This window comes from Ligilactobacillus acidipiscis, assembly GCF_900116935.1.
Taxonomy (GTDB): domain Bacteria; phylum Bacillota; class Bacilli; order Lactobacillales; family Lactobacillaceae; genus Ligilactobacillus; species Ligilactobacillus acidipiscis.
Genome location: NZ_LT630287.1, coordinates 1,082,362 through 1,105,573 on the forward strand (window position 1 = coordinate 1,082,362; position 23,212 = coordinate 1,105,573).

24 protein-coding genes and 1 other annotated feature are annotated in these 23,212 nt (G+C 39.1%); of the genes, 23 read left to right on the top strand and 1 reads right to left on the bottom strand.

The window, feature by feature from the left end:
- Nucleotides 1-19 precede the first annotated feature (19 nt).
- From BQ5903_RS04950 to BQ5903_RS05035, 18 genes are all read left to right on the top strand, one after another.
- The gene (locus tag BQ5903_RS04950) at nt 20-1,408 is read left to right on the top strand and encodes a replication initiation and membrane attachment family protein (protein ID WP_010496355.1); all 1,389 of its coding nucleotides are present in this window, start codon (nt 20-22) and stop codon (nt 1,406-1,408) included.
- 30 nt (nt 1,409-1,438) lie between these two features.
- Nucleotides 1,439-2,359, top strand: a complete 921-nt coding sequence (dnaI, locus tag BQ5903_RS04955; RefSeq protein WP_010496353.1) for a primosomal protein DnaI — start codon at nt 1,439-1,441, stop codon at nt 2,357-2,359.
- A gap of 303 nt (nt 2,360-2,662) precedes the next feature.
- Nucleotides 2,663-4,609 carry a threonine--tRNA ligase gene (gene thrS, locus BQ5903_RS04960; protein WP_010496352.1) on the top strand — a complete coding sequence of 649 codons (1,947 nt, stop codon included), beginning with the start codon at nt 2,663-2,665 and terminating at the stop codon, nt 4,607-4,609.
- A gap of 39 nt (nt 4,610-4,648) precedes the next feature.
- Nucleotides 4,649-4,773: a sequence feature (ribosomal protein L20 leader region), on the top strand.
- A 46-nt stretch (nt 4,774-4,819) separates the two neighbouring features.
- On the top strand, nt 4,820-5,320 hold the full coding sequence (infC, locus tag BQ5903_RS04965; protein WP_029605206.1) for a translation initiation factor IF-3: 501 nt from the start codon (nt 4,820-4,822) through the stop codon (nt 5,318-5,320).
- Nucleotides 5,321-5,347: 27 nt separating this feature from the next.
- Complete coding sequence (rpmI, locus tag BQ5903_RS04970) at nt 5,348-5,548, top strand: 50S ribosomal protein L35 (RefSeq protein ID WP_010496348.1); 201 nt, start codon at nt 5,348-5,350, stop codon at nt 5,546-5,548.
- A gap of 120 nt (nt 5,549-5,668) precedes the next feature.
- Nucleotides 5,669-6,028, top strand: coding sequence for a 50S ribosomal protein L20 (rplT, locus tag BQ5903_RS04975; protein WP_010496346.1), 360 nt, complete (start codon nt 5,669-5,671; stop codon nt 6,026-6,028).
- Between the two features lie 212 nt (nt 6,029-6,240).
- Nucleotides 6,241-6,774 carry a YqeG family HAD IIIA-type phosphatase gene (locus BQ5903_RS04980; RefSeq protein WP_010496344.1) on the top strand — a complete coding sequence of 178 codons (534 nt, stop codon included), beginning with the start codon at nt 6,241-6,243 and terminating at the stop codon, nt 6,772-6,774.
- Complete coding sequence (gene yqeH, locus BQ5903_RS04985) at nt 6,767-7,891, top strand: ribosome biogenesis GTPase YqeH (RefSeq protein WP_010496342.1); 1,125 nt, start codon at nt 6,767-6,769, stop codon at nt 7,889-7,891. The genes BQ5903_RS04980 and yqeH overlap by 8 nt, the downstream gene beginning before the upstream one ends.
- 65 nt (nt 7,892-7,956) lie before the next feature.
- Entirely contained in the window at nt 7,957-8,268 is a 312-nt protein-coding gene (yhbY, locus tag BQ5903_RS04990; RefSeq protein ID WP_010496340.1) for a ribosome assembly RNA-binding protein YhbY, read from the top strand.
- A 23-nt stretch (nt 8,269-8,291) separates the two neighbouring features.
- On the top strand, nt 8,292-8,921 hold the full coding sequence (locus BQ5903_RS04995) for a nicotinate-nucleotide adenylyltransferase (protein WP_056988062.1): 630 nt from the start codon (nt 8,292-8,294) through the stop codon (nt 8,919-8,921).
- Nucleotides 8,914-9,510, top strand: a complete 597-nt coding sequence (yqeK, locus tag BQ5903_RS05000; RefSeq protein ID WP_010496329.1) for a bis(5'-nucleosyl)-tetraphosphatase (symmetrical) YqeK — start codon at nt 8,914-8,916, stop codon at nt 9,508-9,510. The genes BQ5903_RS04995 and yqeK overlap by 8 nt, the downstream gene beginning before the upstream one ends.
- 45 nt (nt 9,511-9,555) lie before the next feature.
- On the top strand, nt 9,556-9,912 hold the full coding sequence (rsfS, locus tag BQ5903_RS05005) for a ribosome silencing factor (protein ID WP_010496328.1): 357 nt from the start codon (nt 9,556-9,558) through the stop codon (nt 9,910-9,912).
- Nucleotides 9,912-10,646 (top strand): class I SAM-dependent DNA methyltransferase, encoded by a 735-nt coding sequence (locus BQ5903_RS05010; RefSeq protein WP_010496327.1) that lies wholly within the window; start codon nt 9,912-9,914, stop codon nt 10,644-10,646. Before rsfS ends, BQ5903_RS05010 begins: the two co-directional genes overlap by 1 nt.
- A gap of 13 nt (nt 10,647-10,659) precedes the next feature.
- On the top strand, nt 10,660-11,814 hold the full coding sequence (locus BQ5903_RS05015; protein WP_079579004.1) for a nucleotidyltransferase: 1,155 nt from the start codon (nt 10,660-10,662) through the stop codon (nt 11,812-11,814).
- A gap of 79 nt (nt 11,815-11,893) precedes the next feature.
- Complete coding sequence (locus BQ5903_RS05020; RefSeq protein WP_010496325.1) at nt 11,894-12,445, top strand: DUF177 domain-containing protein; 552 nt, start codon at nt 11,894-11,896, stop codon at nt 12,443-12,445.
- Between the two features lie 75 nt (nt 12,446-12,520).
- Nucleotides 12,521-12,697, top strand: coding sequence for a 50S ribosomal protein L32 (rpmF, locus tag BQ5903_RS05025; RefSeq protein ID WP_010496324.1), 177 nt, complete (start codon nt 12,521-12,523; stop codon nt 12,695-12,697).
- 187 nt (nt 12,698-12,884) lie between these two features.
- Complete coding sequence (gene yihA, locus BQ5903_RS05030; protein ID WP_010496323.1) at nt 12,885-13,469, top strand: ribosome biogenesis GTP-binding protein YihA/YsxC; 585 nt, start codon at nt 12,885-12,887, stop codon at nt 13,467-13,469.
- Between the two features lie 73 nt (nt 13,470-13,542).
- Nucleotides 13,543-13,842 (top strand): nucleoside triphosphate pyrophosphohydrolase family protein, encoded by a 300-nt coding sequence (locus BQ5903_RS05035; RefSeq protein ID WP_010496322.1) that lies wholly within the window; start codon nt 13,543-13,545, stop codon nt 13,840-13,842.
- Nucleotides 13,843-13,943: 101 nt separating this feature from the next.
- On the opposite strand, the gene BQ5903_RS05040 is transcribed toward BQ5903_RS05035, so the two are convergent.
- Nucleotides 13,944-14,084 (bottom strand): SPJ_0845 family protein, encoded by a 141-nt coding sequence (locus BQ5903_RS05040; protein WP_162829029.1) that lies wholly within the window; start codon nt 14,082-14,084, stop codon nt 13,944-13,946.
- A 346-nt stretch (nt 14,085-14,430) separates the two neighbouring features.
- On the opposite strand from BQ5903_RS05040, the gene BQ5903_RS05045 reads away from it, so the two are divergent.
- The 5 genes from BQ5903_RS05045 (at nt 14,431) to BQ5903_RS05065 (ending at nt 23,191) form a co-directional block, all read left to right on the top strand.
- A complete protein-coding gene (locus tag BQ5903_RS05045; protein ID WP_079579006.1) occupies nt 14,431-15,165 on the top strand; it encodes an amino acid ABC transporter ATP-binding protein in 735 nt (244 codons plus the stop codon).
- A gap of 146 nt (nt 15,166-15,311) precedes the next feature.
- Nucleotides 15,312-17,081 (top strand): excinuclease ABC subunit UvrC, encoded by a 1,770-nt coding sequence (uvrC, locus tag BQ5903_RS05050; RefSeq protein WP_056988061.1) that lies wholly within the window; start codon nt 15,312-15,314, stop codon nt 17,079-17,081.
- 129 nt (nt 17,082-17,210) lie between these two features.
- Nucleotides 17,211-18,512 carry a GTPase ObgE gene (gene obgE, locus BQ5903_RS05055; RefSeq protein WP_010496319.1) on the top strand — a complete coding sequence of 434 codons (1,302 nt, stop codon included), beginning with the start codon at nt 17,211-17,213 and terminating at the stop codon, nt 18,510-18,512.
- Between the two features lie 112 nt (nt 18,513-18,624).
- The gene (locus tag BQ5903_RS05060; protein ID WP_010496318.1) at nt 18,625-20,511 is read left to right on the top strand and encodes an acyltransferase family protein; all 1,887 of its coding nucleotides are present in this window, start codon (nt 18,625-18,627) and stop codon (nt 20,509-20,511) included.
- Nucleotides 20,512-21,880: 1,369 nt separating this feature from the next.
- Entirely contained in the window at nt 21,881-23,191 is a 1,311-nt protein-coding gene (locus BQ5903_RS05065; protein WP_010499933.1) for an IS1380 family transposase, read from the top strand.
- Nucleotides 23,192-23,212 lie beyond the last annotated feature (21 nt).

The window sequence follows — 23,212 nt, forward strand, 5'->3', positions numbered from 1 at the left end:
TTAAGTAAGAGGGGAAGATATGGTTACTGAAAATTTGAAGAATGTTTCCCCAAAAGATGGTTTTGTTGTGGTTCAAGAAAGTGGTCCTAGTGATAAAGAATTACATGGACTTTTAGACCTGTATGTTCCGATCATGGGTTCTAACGCTTATGGACTCTATGTGCTTTTAAGTCGATATGGCAAGCCGCGTCCGGACCTAGTCAAAAGGTCAATGAATAAAGAACTTTTGGTAGGTTTATCTTTAGGAATGAGAGATTTTTTGGAGGTGCGGGAAAAATTAGAGGCATTAGGTCTATTACGAACTTTTGAAAAAAATGATCGATTAGGTAAATTATCCTTATATTTTATTCAGCGACCTTTAGTGGGTGAGAACTTTTTCAACGATGACTTACTCAGTACGTTATTGTTGGAAACTATTGGTCAAGGAGCTTTTCGAAAATTACAGGAAAAGTATTGTCCACCTAAATTTAATATAGAAGGCAGCACGGAAGTTACTAAGTCATTTTTAGATGTCTTTCCGATCCGCCAAAGTGCTTTAATGAAAAGCGCCGCTTCTAAACAAGTTCAGCCGCTTGAAAAAAAGCAGCAGCAATTGATCGACCAAAATGAAACTGATTTAGATGTAAAATTTTTCAGACAATTATTGGAAAGGTCGTTTGTGCCTGAAGAAGAGGTCTTTAAGAACATGGATGCAGTCCAGACGATCCATCTTTTGTATGGTTTAGATGAGATGCAGTTGGTTCGTTTGTTAGAAGAAGCAATTGACATTAGCAGCAATAAGCTCAACGTCAAATATTTTAAAATGTTGGCACATAATTCTTTTGATTATCAAATGAAAACAACAAGTTCTGCTAAAGGGGCTGCTTTTAGTCCCCAAGCTGAAAATACAAGTACTAGCTCAGACCCTGCTGATGCGCAACTGCTAGAATTTTGCAGGTCTTTGGCTCCAATGGAGTTTTTACAAGCTATCAAAGATGAAACGGGTGCCTTATTAACTAGTTCTGAAAAATATATGGTTTCAAATTTAGTTCAACAGCAAATATTGCCTAATGAGGTGATCAACGTGTTGATCCATTATATTTTAAGCGACCGCGGAAATGCTAGCATGAATCAAAATTATTTTGAAACAACAGCTGCTACTTGGTCGAAAAATGGTGTTAAAACTGCTGAACAGGCCATGTCTGAGGTCCGAAAAGTCGTACAGGAAGGCGCAAAAAAGCACCAGAAATACGGTAATAAGAAGAAAAATTATCGTCAAGGTCGTGCAGTTGTTCAAAAAGAGCAGTTACCTGAGTGGGCTCAAAATGACTATAAACAACCCGAAACAACTAAAGATCAAAGCAGCAAAAAGGCTGATCTCCAAGCACAGATCAAGCGACGTTTGGCAGAGATCAAGAATGACAATTAATTAAAGTTCAGTAGAAATGGGGGTGAGGTGATGGAAAGTCTTAGCCAGATCCTTGCAGAACAGTTAAAAGATAATAAATGGGGACCTCGTTATCAGAAGTTGATCACCGCAGCTGAAAGAGATCCTGATGTGGTGGAATTTTTGAAGCAGCACCAAGGTGAATTAACTAAAGATGACATTATTAGAAGTGCCAGCAAGTTATATGAGTTTGTTAACTTTAAAAGCCAGTTAGCGGCTGGGGAAAAAACTTTTATGCCTGGATATTATCCATACTTGACCTTGAGTAATCACCATATCGAGGTCACATATACTCCTACTAAAGAATTTGTTGCTAAACAAAAACAAAAAGAGATCAAGCAGCGGGTCAAGGTCATTAGTTTGCCAAAATCGATTCGAAATGCTGAGTTATCCGAGTACACTCCTGATGGCAGAGAAGAGATCTTAGATGCGGCTTTACGTTTTTTTCAAGAATTTCAAAAGTCACCGCATGAGTTTCATAAGGGCATGTATTTAGAAGGAAGCTTTGGAGTAGGTAAAACATATCTGCTAGGGGCTTTAGCCAATGCACTGGCTGAAAAGGGATATAGTACGACACTTGTTCATTTTCCATCCTTTGCGGTGAAAATGAAAAGTTCGATCAGCAGTAATTCAACCGGAGAATTGATCGATTCTGTGAAAAAAGCACCACTCTTGATGTTAGATGACATCGGAGCAGATCAGATGAGCAGTTGGTTCCGTGATGATGTTTTGGGTGTGATCTTACAATATCGGATGCAAGAAGAATTGCCTACATTTTTCAGTTCAAATCTCTCGTTACAGCAACTAGAAGAGGAATACTTGACTGTTAACAGCAGAGGAGAAGCTGAACCGTTGAAGGCTAAACGTATTATGGAACGGCTCCGTTTTTTGGCCGATGACTATCATGTTGTTGGACGAAATCGGAGAAATTGAAAAAAATTTTAAAATGCTCTTGTTAGTTTAGTATTTTAGTGTTTTAATATAATTAAATTGTGTGAAAGACATGGACCCAATTTTCAGGGAGAGAAGTCGTGACTGAAAACTTCTCACATTAACGGTTTACCACTTTCATGAAAAGCTTAATTAAAAGTTAGGCCGGATGGTTTCCGTTAACGACCTTGAATAAGGAACTCATGTCTGCGCGTGAGTTCGAATATGGGTGGAACCACGTTAAAAACGTCCCTGTCGTTATTAAACGACAGGGCTTTTTTTATACAAAATTTAGGAGGAAAATTTATGTCACAAATCAATCTTACTTTTCCAGATGGCAGTGTTAAACAATTTGACAGCGGAGTAACTGTTAAAGATGTTGCTGATTCGATCAGCATTAGTTTAGGTAAAAAAGCTGTTGCCGGTAAATTTAACGATGTTGCTGTTGATCTTCGCCAAGAATTAAACCAAGACGGAGTGATCGAGATCGCTACTAAAGATTCTGCTGAAGGGATCAATGTTTTATGGCAAACAGCTGCATTGATCTTGAATAAAGTTTTGGTAGACAAGTATCCTGAGATGAACTTCGGTGAAGCACATGTTGATGAACATGGCTTTTATCTGGATACTGAAAAGCCAGGACAAACACAAGTTGCAGAAACAGATTTTGACGACCTGACTGCTGCCATGAATCAAATCGTTCTTGCTAATGATTCGATCGAGTTAACTTCGATCAGTCAGCAAGAAGCTCTGAAAAATGCAGGTGACGATCCATATCAAAAGCAACTAGTTGCTGAATTAGCTCAGGATGGTCAAGTAGCAGTTTATCGTTTGGGCGACTTTGTTTCCTTAGCTTTTGCACCTGTTTTGTCATCAACTGGCAAGGTCAAGATCTTTAAGCTTTTATCAGTGGCTGGTGCTTATTGGAAGGGCGCTTCAAGTAATCCAATGCTGCAACGGATCTACGGGACAGCTTTTTATAAGCAAAAAGACCTTGATGCTGAGCTTGCTAGAAGGCAAGAAGCTCATGAACGTGACCACCGTGTGATCGGTAATCAGCTTGATATTTTCTTTGTTGACCCTAAAGTTGGTGCTGGGTTGCCTTATTGGATGCCAAATGGCGCCACGATCAGACGGACATTGGAACGTTATATCATTGACAAGGAATTAGCTGCAGGCTACGAGCATGTGTATACTCCTGTTTTGGCAAATGTTGATCTTTATAAGCAGTCTGGACATTGGGATCATTATCGTGAAGATATGTTCCCGCCAATGGATATGGGTGATGGTGAATTCTTGGAACTACGTCCAATGAACTGTCCTTCTCATGTCCAGGTTTATAACCACCATAAACGTTCATATCGTGAGTTACCATTGCGCTTAGCAGAATTAGGTATGATGCATCGTTATGAAAAATCTGGTGCTTTGACAGGTCTGCAACGTGTACGTGAAATGACTTTGAATGATGGGCACACGTTCGTTGCACCTGATCAGATCGAAGATGAGTTCAAGAAGATTCTTGATTTGATGATCGATGTATACAGTGATTTTGATATTCATGATTATCGTTTCCGCCTGAGTTATCGTGATCCAGAAAATACTGAAAAATATTTTGACGATGATGAAATGTGGAATAAATCACAAAAGATGCTGAAAGCAGCGATGGACGACATGGGCTTAGACTATTACGAAGCTGAAGGGGAAGCTGCTTTCTACGGTCCAAAGCTTGATGTTCAAACTAAGACTGCTCTGGGTGGAGAAGAAACACTATCAACGATCCAATTAGACTTCTTGTTACCAGAACGTTTTGACTTGAAGTATGTTGGTGCTGATGGCGAAGATCATCGACCAGTTATGATCCACCGTGGTGTTATCTCTACTATGGAAAGATTTACTGCATACTTGATCGAAATGTATAAGGGTGCTTTCCCAACATGGTTGGCTCCAAAACAAGTTGAAATGATCCCTGTTAAAAATGAATTGCATATGGAATATGCAAAACAATTGCAGAGCCGTTTGCTTGCACACCATATTAGGATCGATATCGATGATCGTAATGAAAAGATGGGGTATAAGATCCGTCAAGCTCAGGTCAACAAGATCCCATATACCTTAGTCCTTGGTGATCATGAAGTTGCTGATCAAACAGTCACAGTCAGAAAGTATGGTCAAAAAGATACTGAAACTATGCCTTTTGACGATTTTGTAACTTTATTGAACCATGATATTGAAACATATAGTCGCAAAAACTAATTGACAAACTACAATAGAATTGGTATCATATTGTAGTTGAGAAAAAAGCAGAAGCACCCGCTTCTCGCCTAGGGGATCAGGATCCTCGGGCAGAATTACGAAATAACCTCACTGTAACGTGAGGAGTAGTGGGTGTTGAAAAACACTCACTTTTTTTCTGCTTACTCTTCTGAAATTTTTTGGAGGTGAAATATCATAGCAGTAGACAAGATAGTTAACGATGGTATCCGCGCACGCGAAGTTCGCTTGATCGGTAAAGATGGGGCTCAACTTGGGGTCAAGTCTAAAAAGGATGCTTTGGTTTTGGCCGAACAGGCCGAGTTAGATTTGGTACTTGTAGCACCAAAGGCTAAACCACCAGTTGCCAAAATTATGGATTATGGTAAATATCGTTTTGAATTACAAAAGAAACAGCGTGAGGCTCGTAAGAAGCAAAAAGTCATTAATATTAAAGAAGTTCGTTTAAGTCCTACGATCGATACGAATGACTTTAATACTAAGGTCAAAAATGCACGTAAGTTCTTGGGTAAGGGCGATAAGGTCAAAGTATCTATTCGTTTTAGAGGACGTGCGATCACGCATAAAGATATTGGCCGTGAAGTCTTGAATAATTTTGCAAAAGAAACAGAAGACATTGCTTCTGTTCAATCAAAACCAAAAATGGATGGTCGCAGTATGTTCTTAATGCTTGCACCATTAGCCGAAAAATAGGCTGGTAATTTAGGAGGAAAATGTATTATGCCAAAACAAAAAACACATCGCGCATCTGCAAAGCGCTTTAAGAAAACAGCGAATGGTGGTTTGAAGCGTTCACATGCTTATACATCACACCGTTTTCACGGCAAGACTAAGAAGCAACGCCGTCAATTAGCTAAGGCAGGTATGGTAGATTCCACAGATATGAGCCGTATCAAGCAAATGCTATCACAAATGAAATAATCATTTGTCAGTTGAAATCTACAAGCAAGGTATATTGCCTTTGCTAACAAGTTTTATTTGCCCTCTTTAAAGAGGGATGATCCAAGCTTAAACTTGGATGATTAATAAGGAGGAATTCACATGTCACGTGTTAAAGGCGGCACAGTTACGCGTCAGCGTCGTAAAAAAATGTTAAAATTAGCTAAAGGTTACCGTGGTTCAAAACATACACAGTTTAAGGTAGCTAAGCAACAAGTTATGAAAGGTCAACAATATGCTTTCCGTGATCGTCGGAAGAACAAATCTAATTTCCGTAAATTATGGATCGCTCGTATCAATGCAGCAGCTCGTACAAATGATATTAGTTACAGTAAATTGATGCATGGTTTGAAGGTTGCTGAAATTGATGTAAACCGTAAGATGCTTGCTGATATAGCAATCAACGACCCTGAAGCATTTTCTGTAGTGGTTGACCAAGCTAAAAAAGCTTTGGCAAAATAATCTTTTAGATAACGTGGGCTGAGACAAAACATTGGTTTTGCTTCAGCTTTTTTTACATATTAGGCGTGTACACATATTATGTGGGCAAGATCCGCTTAATAATGTGTATAGTTATTTTTACATTAACTGGATTTTTTGTTGCCTAATTTTTGCTAAAAATTGCAAAAATAATCTATAATTAAGTTATTGAGAAAATGGGAGAGTTATAGTATATGCTTGTAGATTTTAGACCGACATGGATGTTGGAATCGATTTATGATCTAACTCCAAAAGAAATTCGTGAACATGATATTCAGTTGATTTTAACTGATCTTGACAATACTTTGATTGCTTGGAACAATCCAAATGGGACACCTCAGCTGCGCGAATGGCTAGCACTTATGGATGAGGCACAGATCCCTGTGGTAGTGGTGACCAACAATAGCGCCAAAAGAGCAGCTCGTGCATTGAAAGAATTACAGTTGCCTTTTATTTCGCGAGCTTTAAAACCACTGAACCGCGGTATCAATATTGCAAAGAAAGAATACCGGGTCAATTCTTCGCAGATCGTTTTAGTAGGAGATCAGTTGCTGACAGATGTTGCTGCTGCTAATAATGCCCGGATCAAGAGTATTTTGGTTAAACCGTTGGTGAACACAGATGCCTGGAATACTAAGTTTAATCGAGCCGTTGAAAAGTCTGTCAAGAAACAATTATTGAAAAAAGGATATTTAAAAAGAACATGGGGGCATTCACTGAATGGATGAGAATAACGAAGAGCTTTATTGTATTGGCTGTGGAGCAAAGATCCAATCAGATGACCCGAAACAACCGGGTTATACACCTGTTTCCGCAATAAAAAAAGGCCTAGAAAATGATGAGTTATATTGTCAGCGTTGTTTCCGCTTGCGTCACTATAATGAAGTCAGTGATGTTTCTTTGACTGATGATGATTTTTTGGCTTTATTAAATCAAATTGGCAGTGCGGATGCTTTGATCGTCAATGTTATTGATGTTTTTGATTTTAACGGTTCTTTGATCCCGGGCATTCACCGCTTTGTCGGTAATAATCCAGTATTGATGGTGGCTAATAAGGAAGATCTGCTGCCACGCTCGTTAAAACGGTCGAAGTTAAAAGATTGGGTCCGTCAACGTGCTAATGCAGAAGGTATCCATCCGGTCGATGTGATCATGACCAGTGCAACTAAGCAACATGCTTTAGAAGAATTATTAAAGGCAATTGAAAAGTATCGTGAGGGTCGCGATGTTTATGTGGTTGGAGTAACTAATGTCGGTAAATCGACATTAATCAATCAGATCATCAAACGAAGTACAGGAATGCAGGATCTGATCACGACCTCGAGTTTCCCTGGGACGACTTTAGACAAGATCGAGATCCCTTTGGACGATGGTAGAATGATAGTTGACACACCGGGGATCATTCATAAAGATCAAATGGCCCATTATTTGTCAGCTAAAGAACTTCGCTTGGCAACGCCGCAAAAAGAGATCAGACCTAAGGTTTACCAGTTGGCTGGTGGACAGACATTGTTTTTTGGCGGGTTGGCGCGTTTTGACCTGATCACAGGTCCGTCAACGCGTAATGGTGTTGTTGTTTATATGGAAAATAACCTGCAGGTCCATCGCACTAAGTTGGAAAAAGCTGATGCATTTTTTGTACGACATCAAGGAGAATTGTTACAACCGCCGACAACTGGTGAATTATCTGATTTTCCGCCGATGGAACGTTTTGAATTTAAAGTTCGCGAGAAAAGTGATATTGTTTTTGAAGGTTTGGGCTGGGTAACAGTCAAAAGTGGTTCGATCGTTGCTGGCTATGCACCTAAAGGTGTAGGAGTTTTACGCAGAAAAGCAATGATTTAAATAAAGCAAGAGGTAATTAACTAAATTTATAGTTGAGTAGTATTTAATGATCAAGGAGAGAGTTAATGACATTACGAGGAAAACAAAAACGCTTTTTAAGAAGTCAGGCGCATGATCTACGGCCACTTTTTCAGATCGGAAAAGATGGGTTAAGTGAGAATTGGTTGATAAACGTTAAAGCCGCTATAGAAAAGCGTGAACTACTAAAGGTTTCTATTTTACAAAATTCACTTGTTGATGAAGATGAAGTGATCGAATTTGTTGAAAATAATAGTTCAATTCAAGTCGTACAAAAAATTGGGCATGTCCTGGTTTTGTACAAGAAGGCATCCGATAAAGAGAATCGGGTTATTTCGACTGAGGTTGAAGCTATTTAGTTTTGGAGGTCAGTAGGTTGGAAATGAGTACAGTTGAGATCCCTAGGGTCAAAATTATGCCAGAAGTTATGTTTGGCGCTCAAAGAAAACGGATCGGGTTGATGGGTGGAACTTTCAATCCATTGCATAATGGTCATTTGGTCGTAGCGGAACAAGTTTTAAGTCAGTTGGGGTTAGATAAGATAGTATTTTTACCTGATAATTTGCCTCCGCATGTTGATAAGAAAGAGGCTATTTCTGCTAAAGATCGCGTGACTATGGTTCGCTTGGGGGTCGCTGACAATGAAAACTTTGAACTGAATACACTTGAAGTTGACCGTGGGGGTGTTAGTTATACCTATGACACGATCAAAGAACTACAAGCACGACATCCAGAAGCAGACTATTATTTCATTGTTGGCGGTGATATGGTCGAATACTTGCCTAAGTGGAATAAAATCGAGCAGTTGGTTAAAATGGTGAAGTTTGTGGGCGTGAAACGAACTGGTGCCAAGACACATAGTCAATATCCGATCTTGTGGGTCGATGTTCCGACGATCGATATTAGTTCAACTTTGATCAGAAGTAAAATCAAACAAGGTTGTTCGATCAAATATTTGGTACCAGATATTGTGGCGGAGTATATAAAAAAAGAGGGCTTATATCGTGAATAAAATTGAGTATTCTGGAGAGTTTTTTTCTGGAACGCGGGCAGAACTGGTCGCAGCTGTTAAGCAGAGTTTGAGTGAACATCGGTTTCAACACGTTTTACGTGTCGAACAGGCCGCAATTAAGTTGGCTAAATTAAATGATGTTTCCACAGAAAAAGCTAGTATCGCTGCCTTGACACATGATTATTCTAAGGAACGCAGTGACAGTGAATTTAAGGAAACGATCAAGAAGTATTCGATGGATCCAGACCTATTGAACTGGGGTAATTTTATTTGGCATGGTGTTGTTGGAGCACAAATTGTTTCGCATGAATTAGGGATCACTGATCCTGAAATTTTAAATGCTATTTCCCGCCATACGGTCGGTGCACCTAAAATGACAAAACTTGACCAGCTGATCTATGTAGCGGATTTTGTTGAAGATGGGCGTGATTTTCCAGATGCTCAGATTGCGAGAAGTTTGGCTTATGCTGATTTACAAGCTGCGGTTATCTTTGAAACTAAGCATACTTTGCAATATTTAATGAGTTCAAATAAGACGATCTATCCAGCAGCTATCCAGACATATAATGCTTGGGTCGCAGGTCATTAGAAAGTATAATAGACAGATCAAGAAAAGATTTAAAGGAGACTATTAATGGACAGTAAAGAATTATTGAAGGTAGTTGTAGAAGCAGCTGATAATAAGCGGGCCGAAAATGTCACAGCACTGGATGTAGATGGTGTTAGTTTGTTGGCAGATTACTTTGTGATCATGGATGCTAGTTCACAACGTCAGGTTAAGGCTATCGCGGAAAATATTGAAGAGGAAGTCGAAAAAGCCGGCTATGATGTTTTAGACATCGAAGGCAAAAACGGCTCCACCTGGGTCTTATTAGACCTCGGAGATATTGTTGTGCACGTTTTCCAAAAAGAAACGCGTGAGTTTTATAATTTGGAAAAATTATGGTCTGATGCCAAAGAAGTCGATGTTTCTGATTGGGTCAAGGCATAATGAACTATACAACTTTTGCTCAGTTATATGATCAACTGATGGATCCAGAAATCTATGAGTCTTGGCTGGAATATTTTAAGCAACGGGTCAGTCCCAATTCTGGAATGGTTTTAGACCTAGGATGTGGTGCTGGGGCCTTGACCATGCAATTAAAAAAAGCCGGTTTTCAAATGGAAGGCCTAGATCTATCTGATGAAATGTTGAGTTTGGCTAGTGAAAGAATGAGTCGGGCAAATGTCTTTTTCCCGGTTTATCAGGCTGATATGACAGATTTAAACGGGCTTGGCCAGTATGCTGTAGTGGTCAGTACACTGGATTCTTTGTGTTACTTGGCGAACTTTGCTGAATTAGGCAAGGTATTCCGTGAAGTATACGCTCATTTAAAAGAACATGGTAAATTTTTATTTGACGTGCATAGTGTTTATCAGATGGAAAAAGTTTTTCCCGACTATATGTATAATTATCAGGACCAAAATGAGGCATTCTTGTGGCATTCATATCCGACTGATGTTTCATATGGGATAGAACATGAATTGACCTTTTTTATTAAAGATCAAGCTACGAAAAATTACCAACGTTTGACTGAACATCATTACGAAAGAACATATCCTTTAGCGAATTATATTGATTTGTTAAAAGAAGTCGGATTTAAAAAAGTCGAGGTTAAGGCAGATTTTGGTCGGTCTTCAGTTAAAAACGATTCTACGAGATGGTTCTTTTGTTGTGACAAGTAAAAGGAGAGATGGCATGGCTGGAGTTGTTGGGGTGGTCGCCGAATACAACCCATTTCATAATGGACATTTGTATCAACTACAGCAAATCAAGCAGGCTTTTCCTGACGATATCATTATCGTGGCTATGAGCGGCAATTTTTTGCAAAGAGGGGAACCAGCTTGCTTGGATAAATGGACTAGGACACAGGAAGCTCTGCAAAACGGCGCAGACCTAGTGGTCGAATTACCGGTATTGGCGTGTGTACAGCCGGCAGATCGTTTTGCTTTTGGAGCAGTTTCATTGTTGTCGGCCTTGGGAGCTGATAAACTAGTCTTTGGAGCAGAACATAGTTCATATGATTTTATGTTTTTTGCTCGTAAGGTTGCTGGAGTCCATGGTGAATTTCATAAGTATGACGAATCCTATGCTCGTTCATTTCAAACCGCCATTAAAAAAGAGCTAGGACATGCTGTAGATCAGCCGAATGATTTGTTGGGTCTGGCCTATGCTAAAGCTAATTATCGTTTAGGTGAGCCTTTGGACCTCTTTCCAGTGCAGCGAGTAGAAACAAGTTATCATGACCAATCGTTGCATAAGGGTGCACAGATCGCAAGTGCTTCAGCTATCCGTAAAAACTTTTCGCTGTCGAAAAAAGCGCAGAAAAAACTTGCACCTTATTTACCGCAAGTTTCGCTAAACGATCTAGTTGAAGGTCCGTTCGTTTCATGGGATGATTTTTGGCCGCTTTTGCGGTATAAGGTGGTCAGCAGCAATTTGGCCGATCTAGGTCAGATCTATGGAATGAGTGAGGGGATAGAATATCGGATTCAAGAACAGACTCAGCGGCTGCCGTTAGATATCAACTTTGATATGTGGGTCAAAAAAGTGAAAACAAAACGTTTTACCTATACTCATCTCGCACGTCTAGCAGTTGCAATACTGCTCAACATTTCTGAGCAAGAAGTTCAAGCATATAATAGTGAGCCATATATTCGGTTGCTCGGTTTTGGAGGCGATGGCCGCAAACAGTTATCTAGGGTTAAAAAGAACTGTCCATTTCCGATTTATTCCCGCGTTTCACAAGACGATAGGAAAGAACAATTGGCGGTCGATTACCGTGCAGGTAAAATTTATCAGCTTTTTAATGGTGTTGAACAAGATGTAAAACGCGCACCCATAGTATTTTAGAGCGGGTGTCAAGGAAAATACATTGACAAAGGATTTTAAGCACTGTATAATCATACGTGTTGCATTGGAGGAAAATAGCATGAAGTGGTCGTACAAACAACTGCAACAGCTCGGTGATGAACCGCTCCAGATCAATGAAATATTTCATTTAGAAAAGGATTTAAAGAGTCGTAGAAGTGATATTTTATCAGTTGCTCCTGTTCATGTTAAAGGTGTGATCGGAGCAGATCGCTTAGGGGCTTACAGTCAATTACAAGTGGATGCAAAACTTGTTTTGCCTTCAACTAGGTCATTGACTCCCGTTAGTCTCGAACTTTCTTTTCTGATCGATGAAAATTATGTTGAGGCAGACAGGACTGATTTTTCAGATTTTTCTGAAGAAGATCTTGTTTTAGTTTTAGATAATGATTTACTTGATTTGGAAAAAGTCATAACTGATAATATTTTGTTACAGATTCCCATGCAGGTTTTAACTGAAGCAGAAAAAAATGCTAGTGATCCTGCTATAGCAGGTCGTGATTGGCAAGTTTTATCTGAGGAACAGTTAAATAAAAAGCAAGAAGATAGTAGTCCAAAAGTTGATCCTAGAATGGAGAAATTAACACATTTTTTTGATGATACTGAAGAGTAGTTGCAAAATTGGCGTGTAAAGGTTACAATTTTTCTTGTTGAATATTTTAAAATTTGAAAAGGAGGTGCTTGTAAAATGGCTGTACCAGCAAGAAAGACTTCTAAGACAAGAAAGAGACTTCGTCGTACTAATTACAAGTTGCAAGTTCCTGGCATGACAGCATGCCCACATTGTGGTGAATTAAGACAAGCTCACCATGTTTGTTCTAGTTGTGGTTACTACGGTGATAAAGAGGTCATCAACGTTAAGTAATAGAAAGTGAATTAATCGTATAGAGGGACCATGGCCCTCAAGACGATTTTACGAAACATCCGAGGATCATTCGATCTTGGATGTTTTTTTGTTACATATATTTTCAATTATTACAGTATTTATCACTGTGGAAATTGAACGAATATGGTAGAATTAAAGATAATTCAGAAAGAGAGGCCTATACTTTATGCAGGTTCATAATGTTGACCTGACTATTAGCGCGGTCAGACCAAATCAATATCCGACGGAGGGTTATCCTGAGATTGCCTTTGCTGGTCGTTCAAACGTCGGCAAATCATCTTTGATCAATGCTTTGATCAACCGAAAGAGTTTCGCTAGAACGTCTAGCCAACCCGGGAAAACACAGACTTTAAATTTTTATGATGTTGAGTCACAGCTTTTTTTTGTTGATGTTCCCGGTTATGGTTATGCCAAGGTATCACAAAAAGAACGGGATAAGTGGGGAGCGATGATCGAAACCTACCTTTCATCTCGTGACCAATTACAAGGCGTTGTGTCCCTGGTAGATGCACGCCATGCCCCAACTAAATTAGATCAGCAAATGGTCAATTTACTACATTATTATGATTTGCCAATATTAGTAGTTGGTACTAAAATCGATAAAGTGAAAAAGAGTAAACGAAATCAATCATATTCTTTGATCAAGAAAACTTTACAGCTTGGTGAAAATGATGAGCTGATTTTGTTTTCAGCCTTAGATAAGACAGGCAAAGACCAAGTTTGGAATTGGATCGAACAAAAGACCAAATAATATGACATCGAAATGAGCGCCTGTTGTTGTCCGCTGTCTGTTTTAATTTTATTTATAAAGGATGGGAAATTCTATGGAGTTTAATGATTATCAGGAAAAAGCAAATCGGACCCTTTATGGTAATGAGCAAGTTTTAACCAATTGTGCGCTTGGTCTTGCTGGAGAAAGCGGTCAGCTGATCGATCTGGTAAAAGATTATACTTTTAAGGGCAAGAAGCTTGACCGGCAAGAAATGATCCACGAGATGGGTGATGTTTTATGGTATCTTTCCCAAATTGCAGAATGGGCCGATATCCTATTTGATGAGGTAGCTCAAGATAACATTGAAACTTTGAATAAACGCTATCCACACGGTTTTTCACCCGCAAAATAGATTGCATAAAGACACTAGTTGTCTGTTGTTTTTTGCCTACACAACTTGATAAAAAATGACGAGTACTTTCAAAGTTGAAAATACCCGTCATTTTTTTAATTTTATTTTTGTTCTTTCTTTTGCTTATCGTTTTGCTTTTTATCTTTAGATAATTCCTCTTTTTTAGGAGTTTTATCTGGTTCGACAGCAAATTTGCTAAATAATTCATCTAAATCAGATTGACGATTGATCTTTAAACTCAATTTAAACAGTCCTTTCACCAAATAATGATCAGTGAGTCCCCGAGACACTCGATTTAAGATCTGCCATCATCTGCCCCACCTTAATTCGAACATAAGCATAGCAGTTTCTGTCTTTTTTTTCAAATAATTTATTCTAATAATGTTTTTGCAAGCTAAATTTGCTAAAATATGCATAAAAAAACTAGTTTATCTTTAAAATATGCAAATTTACCCTTGAAAATGAATTAAAATTGTATTATATTGCATAAATAAACTACAATAAAGGAAAAGTAAATAAGGCATTAAAAAATAACATGAAACTACACAGGTTATTGGTAGGGCTGTTTGAAAAAGGAGAAAACATATAATGAGCGAGCTGTTAGAAATTCAAAACCTGAAAAAATCATTTGGTAAAAATGAGATCCTGAAAAATATTAATGAAACTGTTGCCCAGGGTGAAGTTGTGTGTGTGATCGGTCCGTCTGGAGCTGGCAAAAGTACTTTCTTAAGATGTTTGAATGTCTTGGAACATCCCTCAGACGGCAAAGTCATTTTTGAAGGTCAGGACCTGACAAAGATCTCTGAAAAACAATTAAGCAGTTTACGTCAGAAAATGGGAATGGTTTTTCAAAGTTTTAATCTTTTTCCAAATATGACGGTCCTGGAAAATATTACCGCTGCACCAATGAAAGTTAAAGGGGTCAGTAAACAAGAAGCCGAGCAAAAAGCAAGTAAACTGTTAGAACGGATCGGATTAGCAGATAAGGCTCAACAATACCCAGCCAGTCTTTCTGGTGGTCAGGCGCAACGTGTGGCCATTGTGTGTGCATTAGCAATGGATCCTGAGGTGATGTTGTTTGATGAACCTACTTCAGCTCTTGATCCGGAAATGGTAGGGGAAGTACTAGAAGTAATGAAGGATCTAGCTAATTCCGGCATGACGATGGTTGTTGTAACGCATGAGATGGGATTTGCTAAGGAAGTTGCCGACAGGATCTGGTTGATGGCTGATGGTTACATCCAAGAATCTGGCAAACCATCTGAGATTTTTGAAAATCCACAAACCAAACGGGGACAGGAATTTCTGTCAAAGGTGTTGTAAAATAGGGTTTCATAAACCATTTTCGCAAAACTAAAGCGAAAATGGTATTTTTTTGTAAATTTCTTGAGATAATGGTTTCAATTGTTGTGAATTAGCGCTAGAACGCGGTATAATTGACTCAATGATATAAAGAAAGGAACATTTGGATGGCAACTCAACATGTCGAAAATAAATTAAAGTTGTTGCCGGATCTCCCAGGTTGTTACCTGATGAAAGATATCAACAGTAAAATTATTTATGTTGGTAAAGCGAAAAACTTAAAAAATCGAGTTCGTTCATATTTTAAAAGTGCTCATGAAGGAAAAACTGCCAAGTTAGTTTCTGAGATCCGCGATTTTGAAACGATCGTGACCTCTACTGACAAGGAAGCTTTTTTATTGGAAATTACTCTGATCCAAAAGCACAAGCCGTATTACAATATTAAGCTAAAACGTGGTACTGGCTACCCATATATCAAAATTACCAATGAAAAGGATCCGACATTAAAAATTGTTAGTCAAGTTAAGCACGATGGCGGATCATACTTTGGACCATACCCAAATGTATATGCTGCAACTGAAACGATGCAGTTGATCCAGAAAGTTTATCCTTTGCGAAGGTGCAACGGCTATCAAAAAAGACCATGCCTATACTATCATATGGGACAATGCTTAGGTGCTTGTTTTAGGGAAGTGCCTCAAAGCGAATATGATGCACAAATCAAGAAAATCAAATCATTTTTAAGAGGCAATGTTTCAGGGATCAAACGTAAGTTGACCAATCAAATGAAGAAAGCTGCCAACAATATGGAATATGAGCGTGCAGCAGAATTAAGAGACCAGATCCACTATGTGGAGGTCACCGTTGAAAGACAGAAAATTATCTCTAATGATAATACTCCACGTGATCTGTTTGCTTGCTATATGGATAAGGGTTGGCTGTCGATCCAAGTCTTTTTCATTCGCCAGGCACGTTTGATGAAGCGCGAAAAACGTCTTTTTCCATGTATTGATTCTCCTGAAAACGAATTAGCTTCGTTTATTTTGCAGTTTTATAATCAGAAAAACCGGATCTTGCCTAAGGAGATCCTTGTGCCTAAAGAGATGGAACATGATATTTTGGCTCAAATTATTGGGATCCCTGTTAGGACCCCTCAAAGAGGACAAAAAAGAGACTTATTAGAAATGGCACAAAAAAATGCCAGATTGGTCTTGGAAGAAAAATTCCGTCTTTTGGAATTGGATGATCGTAAGACAGTCGGCGCAATGAATGAGATCACGGATGCATTAGGTTTGCCTAACGGTCATCGGATAGAGTCTTTCGATCATTCACATATTCAGGGACAAGATCCAGTTTCTGCTATGGTCAGTTTTTTAGATGGACGACCAGATAAAAATGAGTATCGTAAGTATAAACTAAAGACGGTCACTAATGCGGACGAATTTGCAAGTACGCAAGAAGTTATTTATCGCAGATACAGCCGTTTGTTAAAAGAGCATGCACAATTACCAGATCTAATCCTAATGGATGGTGGTGTCGTGCAGATCAATGCAGCTCGTGAAACTTTGCGTAACCAACTAGGGTTAGAGATACCAGTAGCAGGGATGGTTAAAAACAATCATCATAAGACTGCCGACTTAATGACCGAAGATGATGAAAAAATTGGTTTGGATCCAAAAAGTGAAGGCTTTTATTTGTTACAAAGGATCCAAGATGAAGTTCATCGTTTTGCGATCACTTTTCATCGGCAAGTGCATTCTAAAAACTCTCTTTCTTCGCGGCTTGAACAGATCCAAGGAGTGGGGCCTAAAACTCGAGTCAAATTGCTCAAAAACTTTAAATCATTGAAAAAAATCAGTGAAGCTTCTTTGGAAGATCTTCAAAAATTAGGAATTTCCGAGAAAGTAGCACAAACGATTAAATTAAGCTTAAAATAAGTGTTTTTAGTACGGATGTTTTTGATTTTGAAAATAAAAACTGCTATAGTTGGCGGAGACAAAATTGTTTTCAGAAATTAATAACATCTAAAGACAACTCAGGCTACCTGAGAAAGGTGATTAAAAATAATGTTTGTAGATCAAGTTAAAATTACTGTGAAAGCCGGTAAGGGCGGCAATGGAATGGTGGCTTTTCGGCGTGAAAAGTTCGTGCCAAATGGTGGACCAGCTGGTGGCGACGGCGGCCATGGTGGAAGTATTATTTTACGAGTTGATGAAGGTTTGCGGACCTTGATGGACTTTCGCTATCATCGTATTTTTAAGGCTAAGGCCGGTCAAAATGGCATGATCAAGGGAATGTACGGGCATAAAGCGGATGATCTATACGTTGCCGTTCCTGAAGGGACAACTGTTCATGATGCTGATACTGGTGAAGTATTAGGCGACCTTGTTGAAAATGGACAAGAACTAGTTGTCGCCGCTGGAGGTCGTGGCGGACGAGGAAACATTAAGTTTGCTTCTCCCAAAAACCCGGCACCAGAGATTGCTGAAAACGGTGAGCCGGGTGTTGAAAGAAATCTTCAGCTTGAATTAAAGGTTTTAGCCGATGTTGGGCTAGTTGGTTTTCCATCTGTTGGTAAATCTACTCTCTTGTCGGTTTTAACTAGTGCTAAGCCTAAAATTGCTGAATATCATTTTACAACTTTAGTTCCTAATTTAGGAATGGTTCAATTGGATGACGGGCGTGATTTTGTCATGGCTGATTTACCCGGACTGATCGAGGGCGCTTCGAACGGTGTTGGTTTGGGGATCCAATTTTTGCGTCATGTTGAGCGGACACGTGTGATCGTACATGTTGTTGATATGTCTGGCATGGAGGGACGTGATCCATTCACTGATTTCGAAAAAATCAATCATGAACTTGCTAAATATGATCCTGCGCTTTTGAAACGGCCGCAGATCGTGGCTGCAAGTAAGATGGACCTGCCGGATTCACAAGCCAACTTAGAGACTTTCAAGCAAAAGTTGCAGATGGACACGACATTAGCTTCAGTACCGGAAGTGATCCCTGTTTCAGCGATCACGCACTCTAATTTACAAAAACTAGTTGCTCAGACGGCTGATACCTTAGAAAAAACACCGCGATTTGATCTTGAACCGGAACAGGAAAGCAATGATAATGTTGTTTATACCTATAAACCGGAAGAGAAACCATTCACTCTCAAACGAGATCCTGATTCGAATTGGATACTTGGGGGAGAAAAACTGGAGCGCTTATTTGAGATGACTAATCTTGAACATGACGAAAGTTTGATGCGTTTTGCTCGGCAAATGCGGGCAATGGGTGTTGATGATGAATTACGTGCACAAGGAGCCAAGAGTGGCGACATGGTTCAGATAGGCAAGTTTACGTTCGAATTTGTAGAGTAATTAGAAGAAGACCGATCTGAGAAAGTTGGCCGGTTATTTAGCTTACACTTTTTCAGATCGTCGTACATACAGCTAGTTGTATATTCCTTGAATTTTTACGGACGGGATTTTGATGGAAAAAAGATTAAAAAAAAGCAGATATATTACAGGTTTTGATGGTGTCAGGACTTTAGCAGTTATTGGTGTTATACTGTACCACCTCTTTCCGTATGGAATGACTGGTGGTTTCTTAGGAGTTCCTATTTTCTTTGTGGTTTCAGGCTATTTGATCACTGATTTGTTGATTCAAGAGTACGACCAAAACGACCGGCTCGATATTAAATCGTTTTATGTCAGAAGAATGAAGCGACTTTATCCAGCGTTGATCACTATGGTGATGACAACAGCGGCTTTTATTACGTTATTTGCCCGAGATTCTTTGGGGAAATTACGTGATGTAATAGTTACTAATGTCTTTTACGTTTATAATTGGTTCCAGGTTGCTAATCACGAATCTTATTTTGATAAGTTCGGTAATCAATCACCATTTACCCATCTCTGGTCGTTGTCGATAGAAGGACAGTTTTATTTAATTTGGCCGATCGTGATCTTATTATTGTTACGGTTCATCCGGTCTAAGCAAACTAAATTTGATATTTTATTGATCGCGGCTTTTGTGTCCGCATTATTAATGATCATTTTGTTTAAACCAGGACAAGATCCTTCTCGAGTTTATTATGGGACAGATACACGCATGTTTTCGATCCTACTAGGGGCTGCGCTGGCTTTCTTGTGGCCGAGTACTAAACTTAAAGAAAACCTGCAAAGTGGTCCGCGGTTATTTTTAGATGGAGTCGGCTTAGGTTCTTTGCTCTTGATCGTCCTAATGTTTTTCAAAATGAACGGTGAAAGTGAGCTGGTGTACTTAGGTGGAATGTTTTTCTTCTCTTTGTTGTCAGTTATTTTGGTCGGGACGATCGCCCATCCTGGGGCCGATATGAACCGATTACTAACTAACCCAGTGTTTACATGGGTTGGCAAAAGAAGTTATGGCATTTATCTTTATCAGTATCCTATAATGATTTTTTATGAACAAAAAATTGCTAATGTTGCTAACCATCCTTGGCTGCATGCGATGATCGAAATTGCTTTGATCCTTGTGATCAGTGACATTTCATATCGTTTTCTTGAACTGCCGCTGCAACATTTTGACTATTCAAGAACTTTTATGGTTATTAAAGATGCTTTTTCCAAAAATTCTTCTTATGGTTGGAAAAGGATCTGGGCAGTGCTTGCTACTTTAGTATTAGTTACGGCGACATGGGGTGCATTTGATAAACCTCGTGCAAGTGTTTCAAGTAGTGACTCTTCTGACTTGCAAAAGGTGATCAAGAACAATAATAAGCAAGCCAAAAAACAAAACACAGCTGCTGACAAGGATAAGAAAAAAGCAAGTCAACCTGCTGAAAAGTCAGCAACAGAAGCTAAAAGCCAAAAAAATGAACAACAGGCTGATGGTGAGCTGACTGCTTCGGAAAAAACTAAGGCTCAGAACATGCCAGTCACTGCGATCGGTGATTCAGTTTTGGCCGATGCTTCTTCAACAATGCAGGGTATCTTTCCACAAATGTATGTGGATGCCAAAGTTGGTCGTCAAGTACATGAAGCATTACCGATCTTGGATTCGCTGGTGCGCAGAGGAAAATTAACAGACACCGTACTGATCAGTTTAGGTACGAATGGACCATTCGCTGACTCCGATATGAAGCAGATCATGGGTATGATCGGGCCAAAACGTCGAGTATACTGGATCAACGTTAATGTTCCTACACAAAGATGGCAGGATCAAGTTAATGAAGAATTAGCACAGGCACAAGAAAAATATTCTAATCTGACGGTGATCGATTGGTATTCTTACAGTAAGGATCATCCAGACTGGTTCTATTCTGACAACGTTCATCCGAGTACAAATGGATTACCTTATTTTGGCAAGTTTGTTACACGAGCTATTTTGAAATAAAAAGCGGTAGACTAAGATTTCAGTATAGCGGGCACGGACAATGTTTTGAGCAGGAAAGTAAACATTTAAGGTGAACTTTTTTCAAAACAACTTACGAATGGTTAGTGGAATTGTGATTTATGAGTGAGTTTCGTGATCATTTTGACGAAAGACTAGCAAATCAATAGAATAGAAATGTGAAAAAGTAATGTTTGTTCAAGAGTTAGGTGGACAGAAGTGTGGGAGTAGGTGTAAATTCTCCTGCCAAACTTCTAAGTTTTTGTACATGATGTCTTGACGCTGACCGATACAAATCTTATAGGACCAATAAAAAAGCAAGGAGTAAAAATTCCCTGCTTTTTTGTGGATCAAACAATATTAAGATCAGCGTAAATAAAGATATTTTTCAACTCGGCGAAAACCAAATACAGTTTGAATGTTTTTTTCATTTTCAATTTTTAAAACTGAATCAGGCGGGCAAAAGTTTAATCCATACTGTAACTCATGCAGTTTAAGCGGCTTTTTAGATACAGAGATGGTCGTTATTGTCTCAGACTGATGCAAAAACGACAGGGGTAATATCTTCTTGTCGTCCTCAAAAAAAATTTCCAAATTAGGTTCTAAGCCAAACGTACAACTTTGAAAATCTCCGACACGCATATTCCTTGCACCGTCCTTTTTTACAATTGATTTTATACAGATAGGCAGTTAAGAAAAACTTAGCTTTAAATCGTAGGATAAATTAGTGTCTAGGACGACTGCCATGTATTTTAACGTGCGTATGCTTCTTAACATTTTGATTATACCATCTGTTTTCTTTTTTTAAAAAACAGATGGTATTATGAAGATAATAAATAATAAGAAGTAAAGGGTTCTAATGTATAAAAGAAACAAAACTGCATATATATCCTAATTTAAAACAGCCAAAACAAATTATTGCAAACTGTGGTGCATGCTATTTTGGCTGGGATCAGTTGTTAGCTATGCAAATCAACCGCTGTTGAGTGCTGAAGAAATGCAGATGATAAGTTGCGTTTGTTCATAGAAGTTCGTACTTTAGTGTCGATGAAAGTTAAAAAAATTAGGAGATAAAAGGGATATTTTGTGGAGCAGAAAGCTAACTTATGCAGTATCGTTAAAATTAATTCAGTTTCTTTGATAAAATTCAGCTTTTTTTGCGTATTTGATTATGGAGCATTATTTTTAACGGAAAATATTTTTAGAGTGACAGGTAACCTGAATTATTCATACTTTTCCCTTAAGGACTACTTTTTGTTGTTGTCATGCTAGTTCGCATCTTTTTCGTTTTTCACCTGTTGGGTGTACAAAAAGAGCACATCCTGTGCTATTGTAAAGTCGATGAAAACCACAAAGAACAGGAGTGCTCCTTATGTCAACTTTACATCATGAAAAACTTTTATTCAATGACCAGATCAACATTTCTAATGACGGTGGTGAGTTAGCGAACGATGCCGGAACTTTATTAATTGCTGAATTTCTGCACCAAATTCACTTTGACCAGCTCTTAGAAGATAACTTGCATTTTAAAGATGACCGTAAATATTGTACCTTTCCCTTGAACAATTTATTTAAGCAGTTGCTGTTGCAATTGCTGGCAGGATACTGCCAAGATCAGTCGGCTAATACCTTGTCACACGCCGTTGATTTTAAGCTGGTCTTGTCTCAAGCGGTCGCTTCCCAGCCGACACTTTCACGCTTTATCAATCACATTTCAGCGTCTGGGCTCTTTTCAGTCAAATCATTGCTCGGCTCGGTAGCTCACTTTGTTCTTGGGCAGCTAAATCAACATCAGCTGATCCTTGATCTAGATTCGACACATGCCGATACGTTTGGTGACCAAGAAAAGAGTGCTTATAACGGTCACTACCAGACCAACGGTTATCATCCTTTACTAGCCTTTGATGCTTTATCGGGCTGCTTGTTGAATGCTCAATTACGCCCCGGCAATCGCTATACTTCCCAAGGTGCGACTAAATTTTTATTACGGAGCTTACGGGCCTATGACGGATCTTCCCTGGATGTCTTAGTGCGGGGAGATTCTGGTTTCGCAGCTCCAGGGATCTACCATGCGTGTGATAAAAAGCAGGCTAAGTTCGTGATTCGTTTAAAAGCGAACTACCAGCTCCAAAGTCGGGCTGAAAACCTGATCCAAGTGGGTGACCAGGACTTCACCGAAGCTGAAGTCCAATGGCATGTCCTGCGAGACTATTGTCCTCAAAGTTGGTCACGACCTTATCGTGTGATTATTAAATCAACGCGGCCGGCGGGCAACTTTCTGTTTGACCATGAGTTTATCGTGACCAACTTGGAAGAATTAAGCGGTCCACAAGTCTTTGCCCTCTATCACCAACGCGGTTCCATGGAAGACTTGATCAAAGAAGTTAAACGTGGCTTTCACTTTGATAAAACGGACAGTTCTAGTTTTGAGGCCAATGAGTTCCGGATGCTGGTAGCTGGGGTCGCTTATAATATACTGCAAGCCATGAAGAACTTAGTTTTACCAACAAAGCTTAAACACGCTCAGGTCGGGACGATCCGTTTTAAATTACTCCATGTGGCAGCTAAGGTCACGCACCATGCGCGTCAAGTCTGGGTCCATTTATCTCAGACCAATGTGTTCGATAAATTATTTTGGCAGACACTGTTCAAGATTCAAAATCTAAAAATATATCCGCTGTGAACTCACAAAAAAAAATGTTTT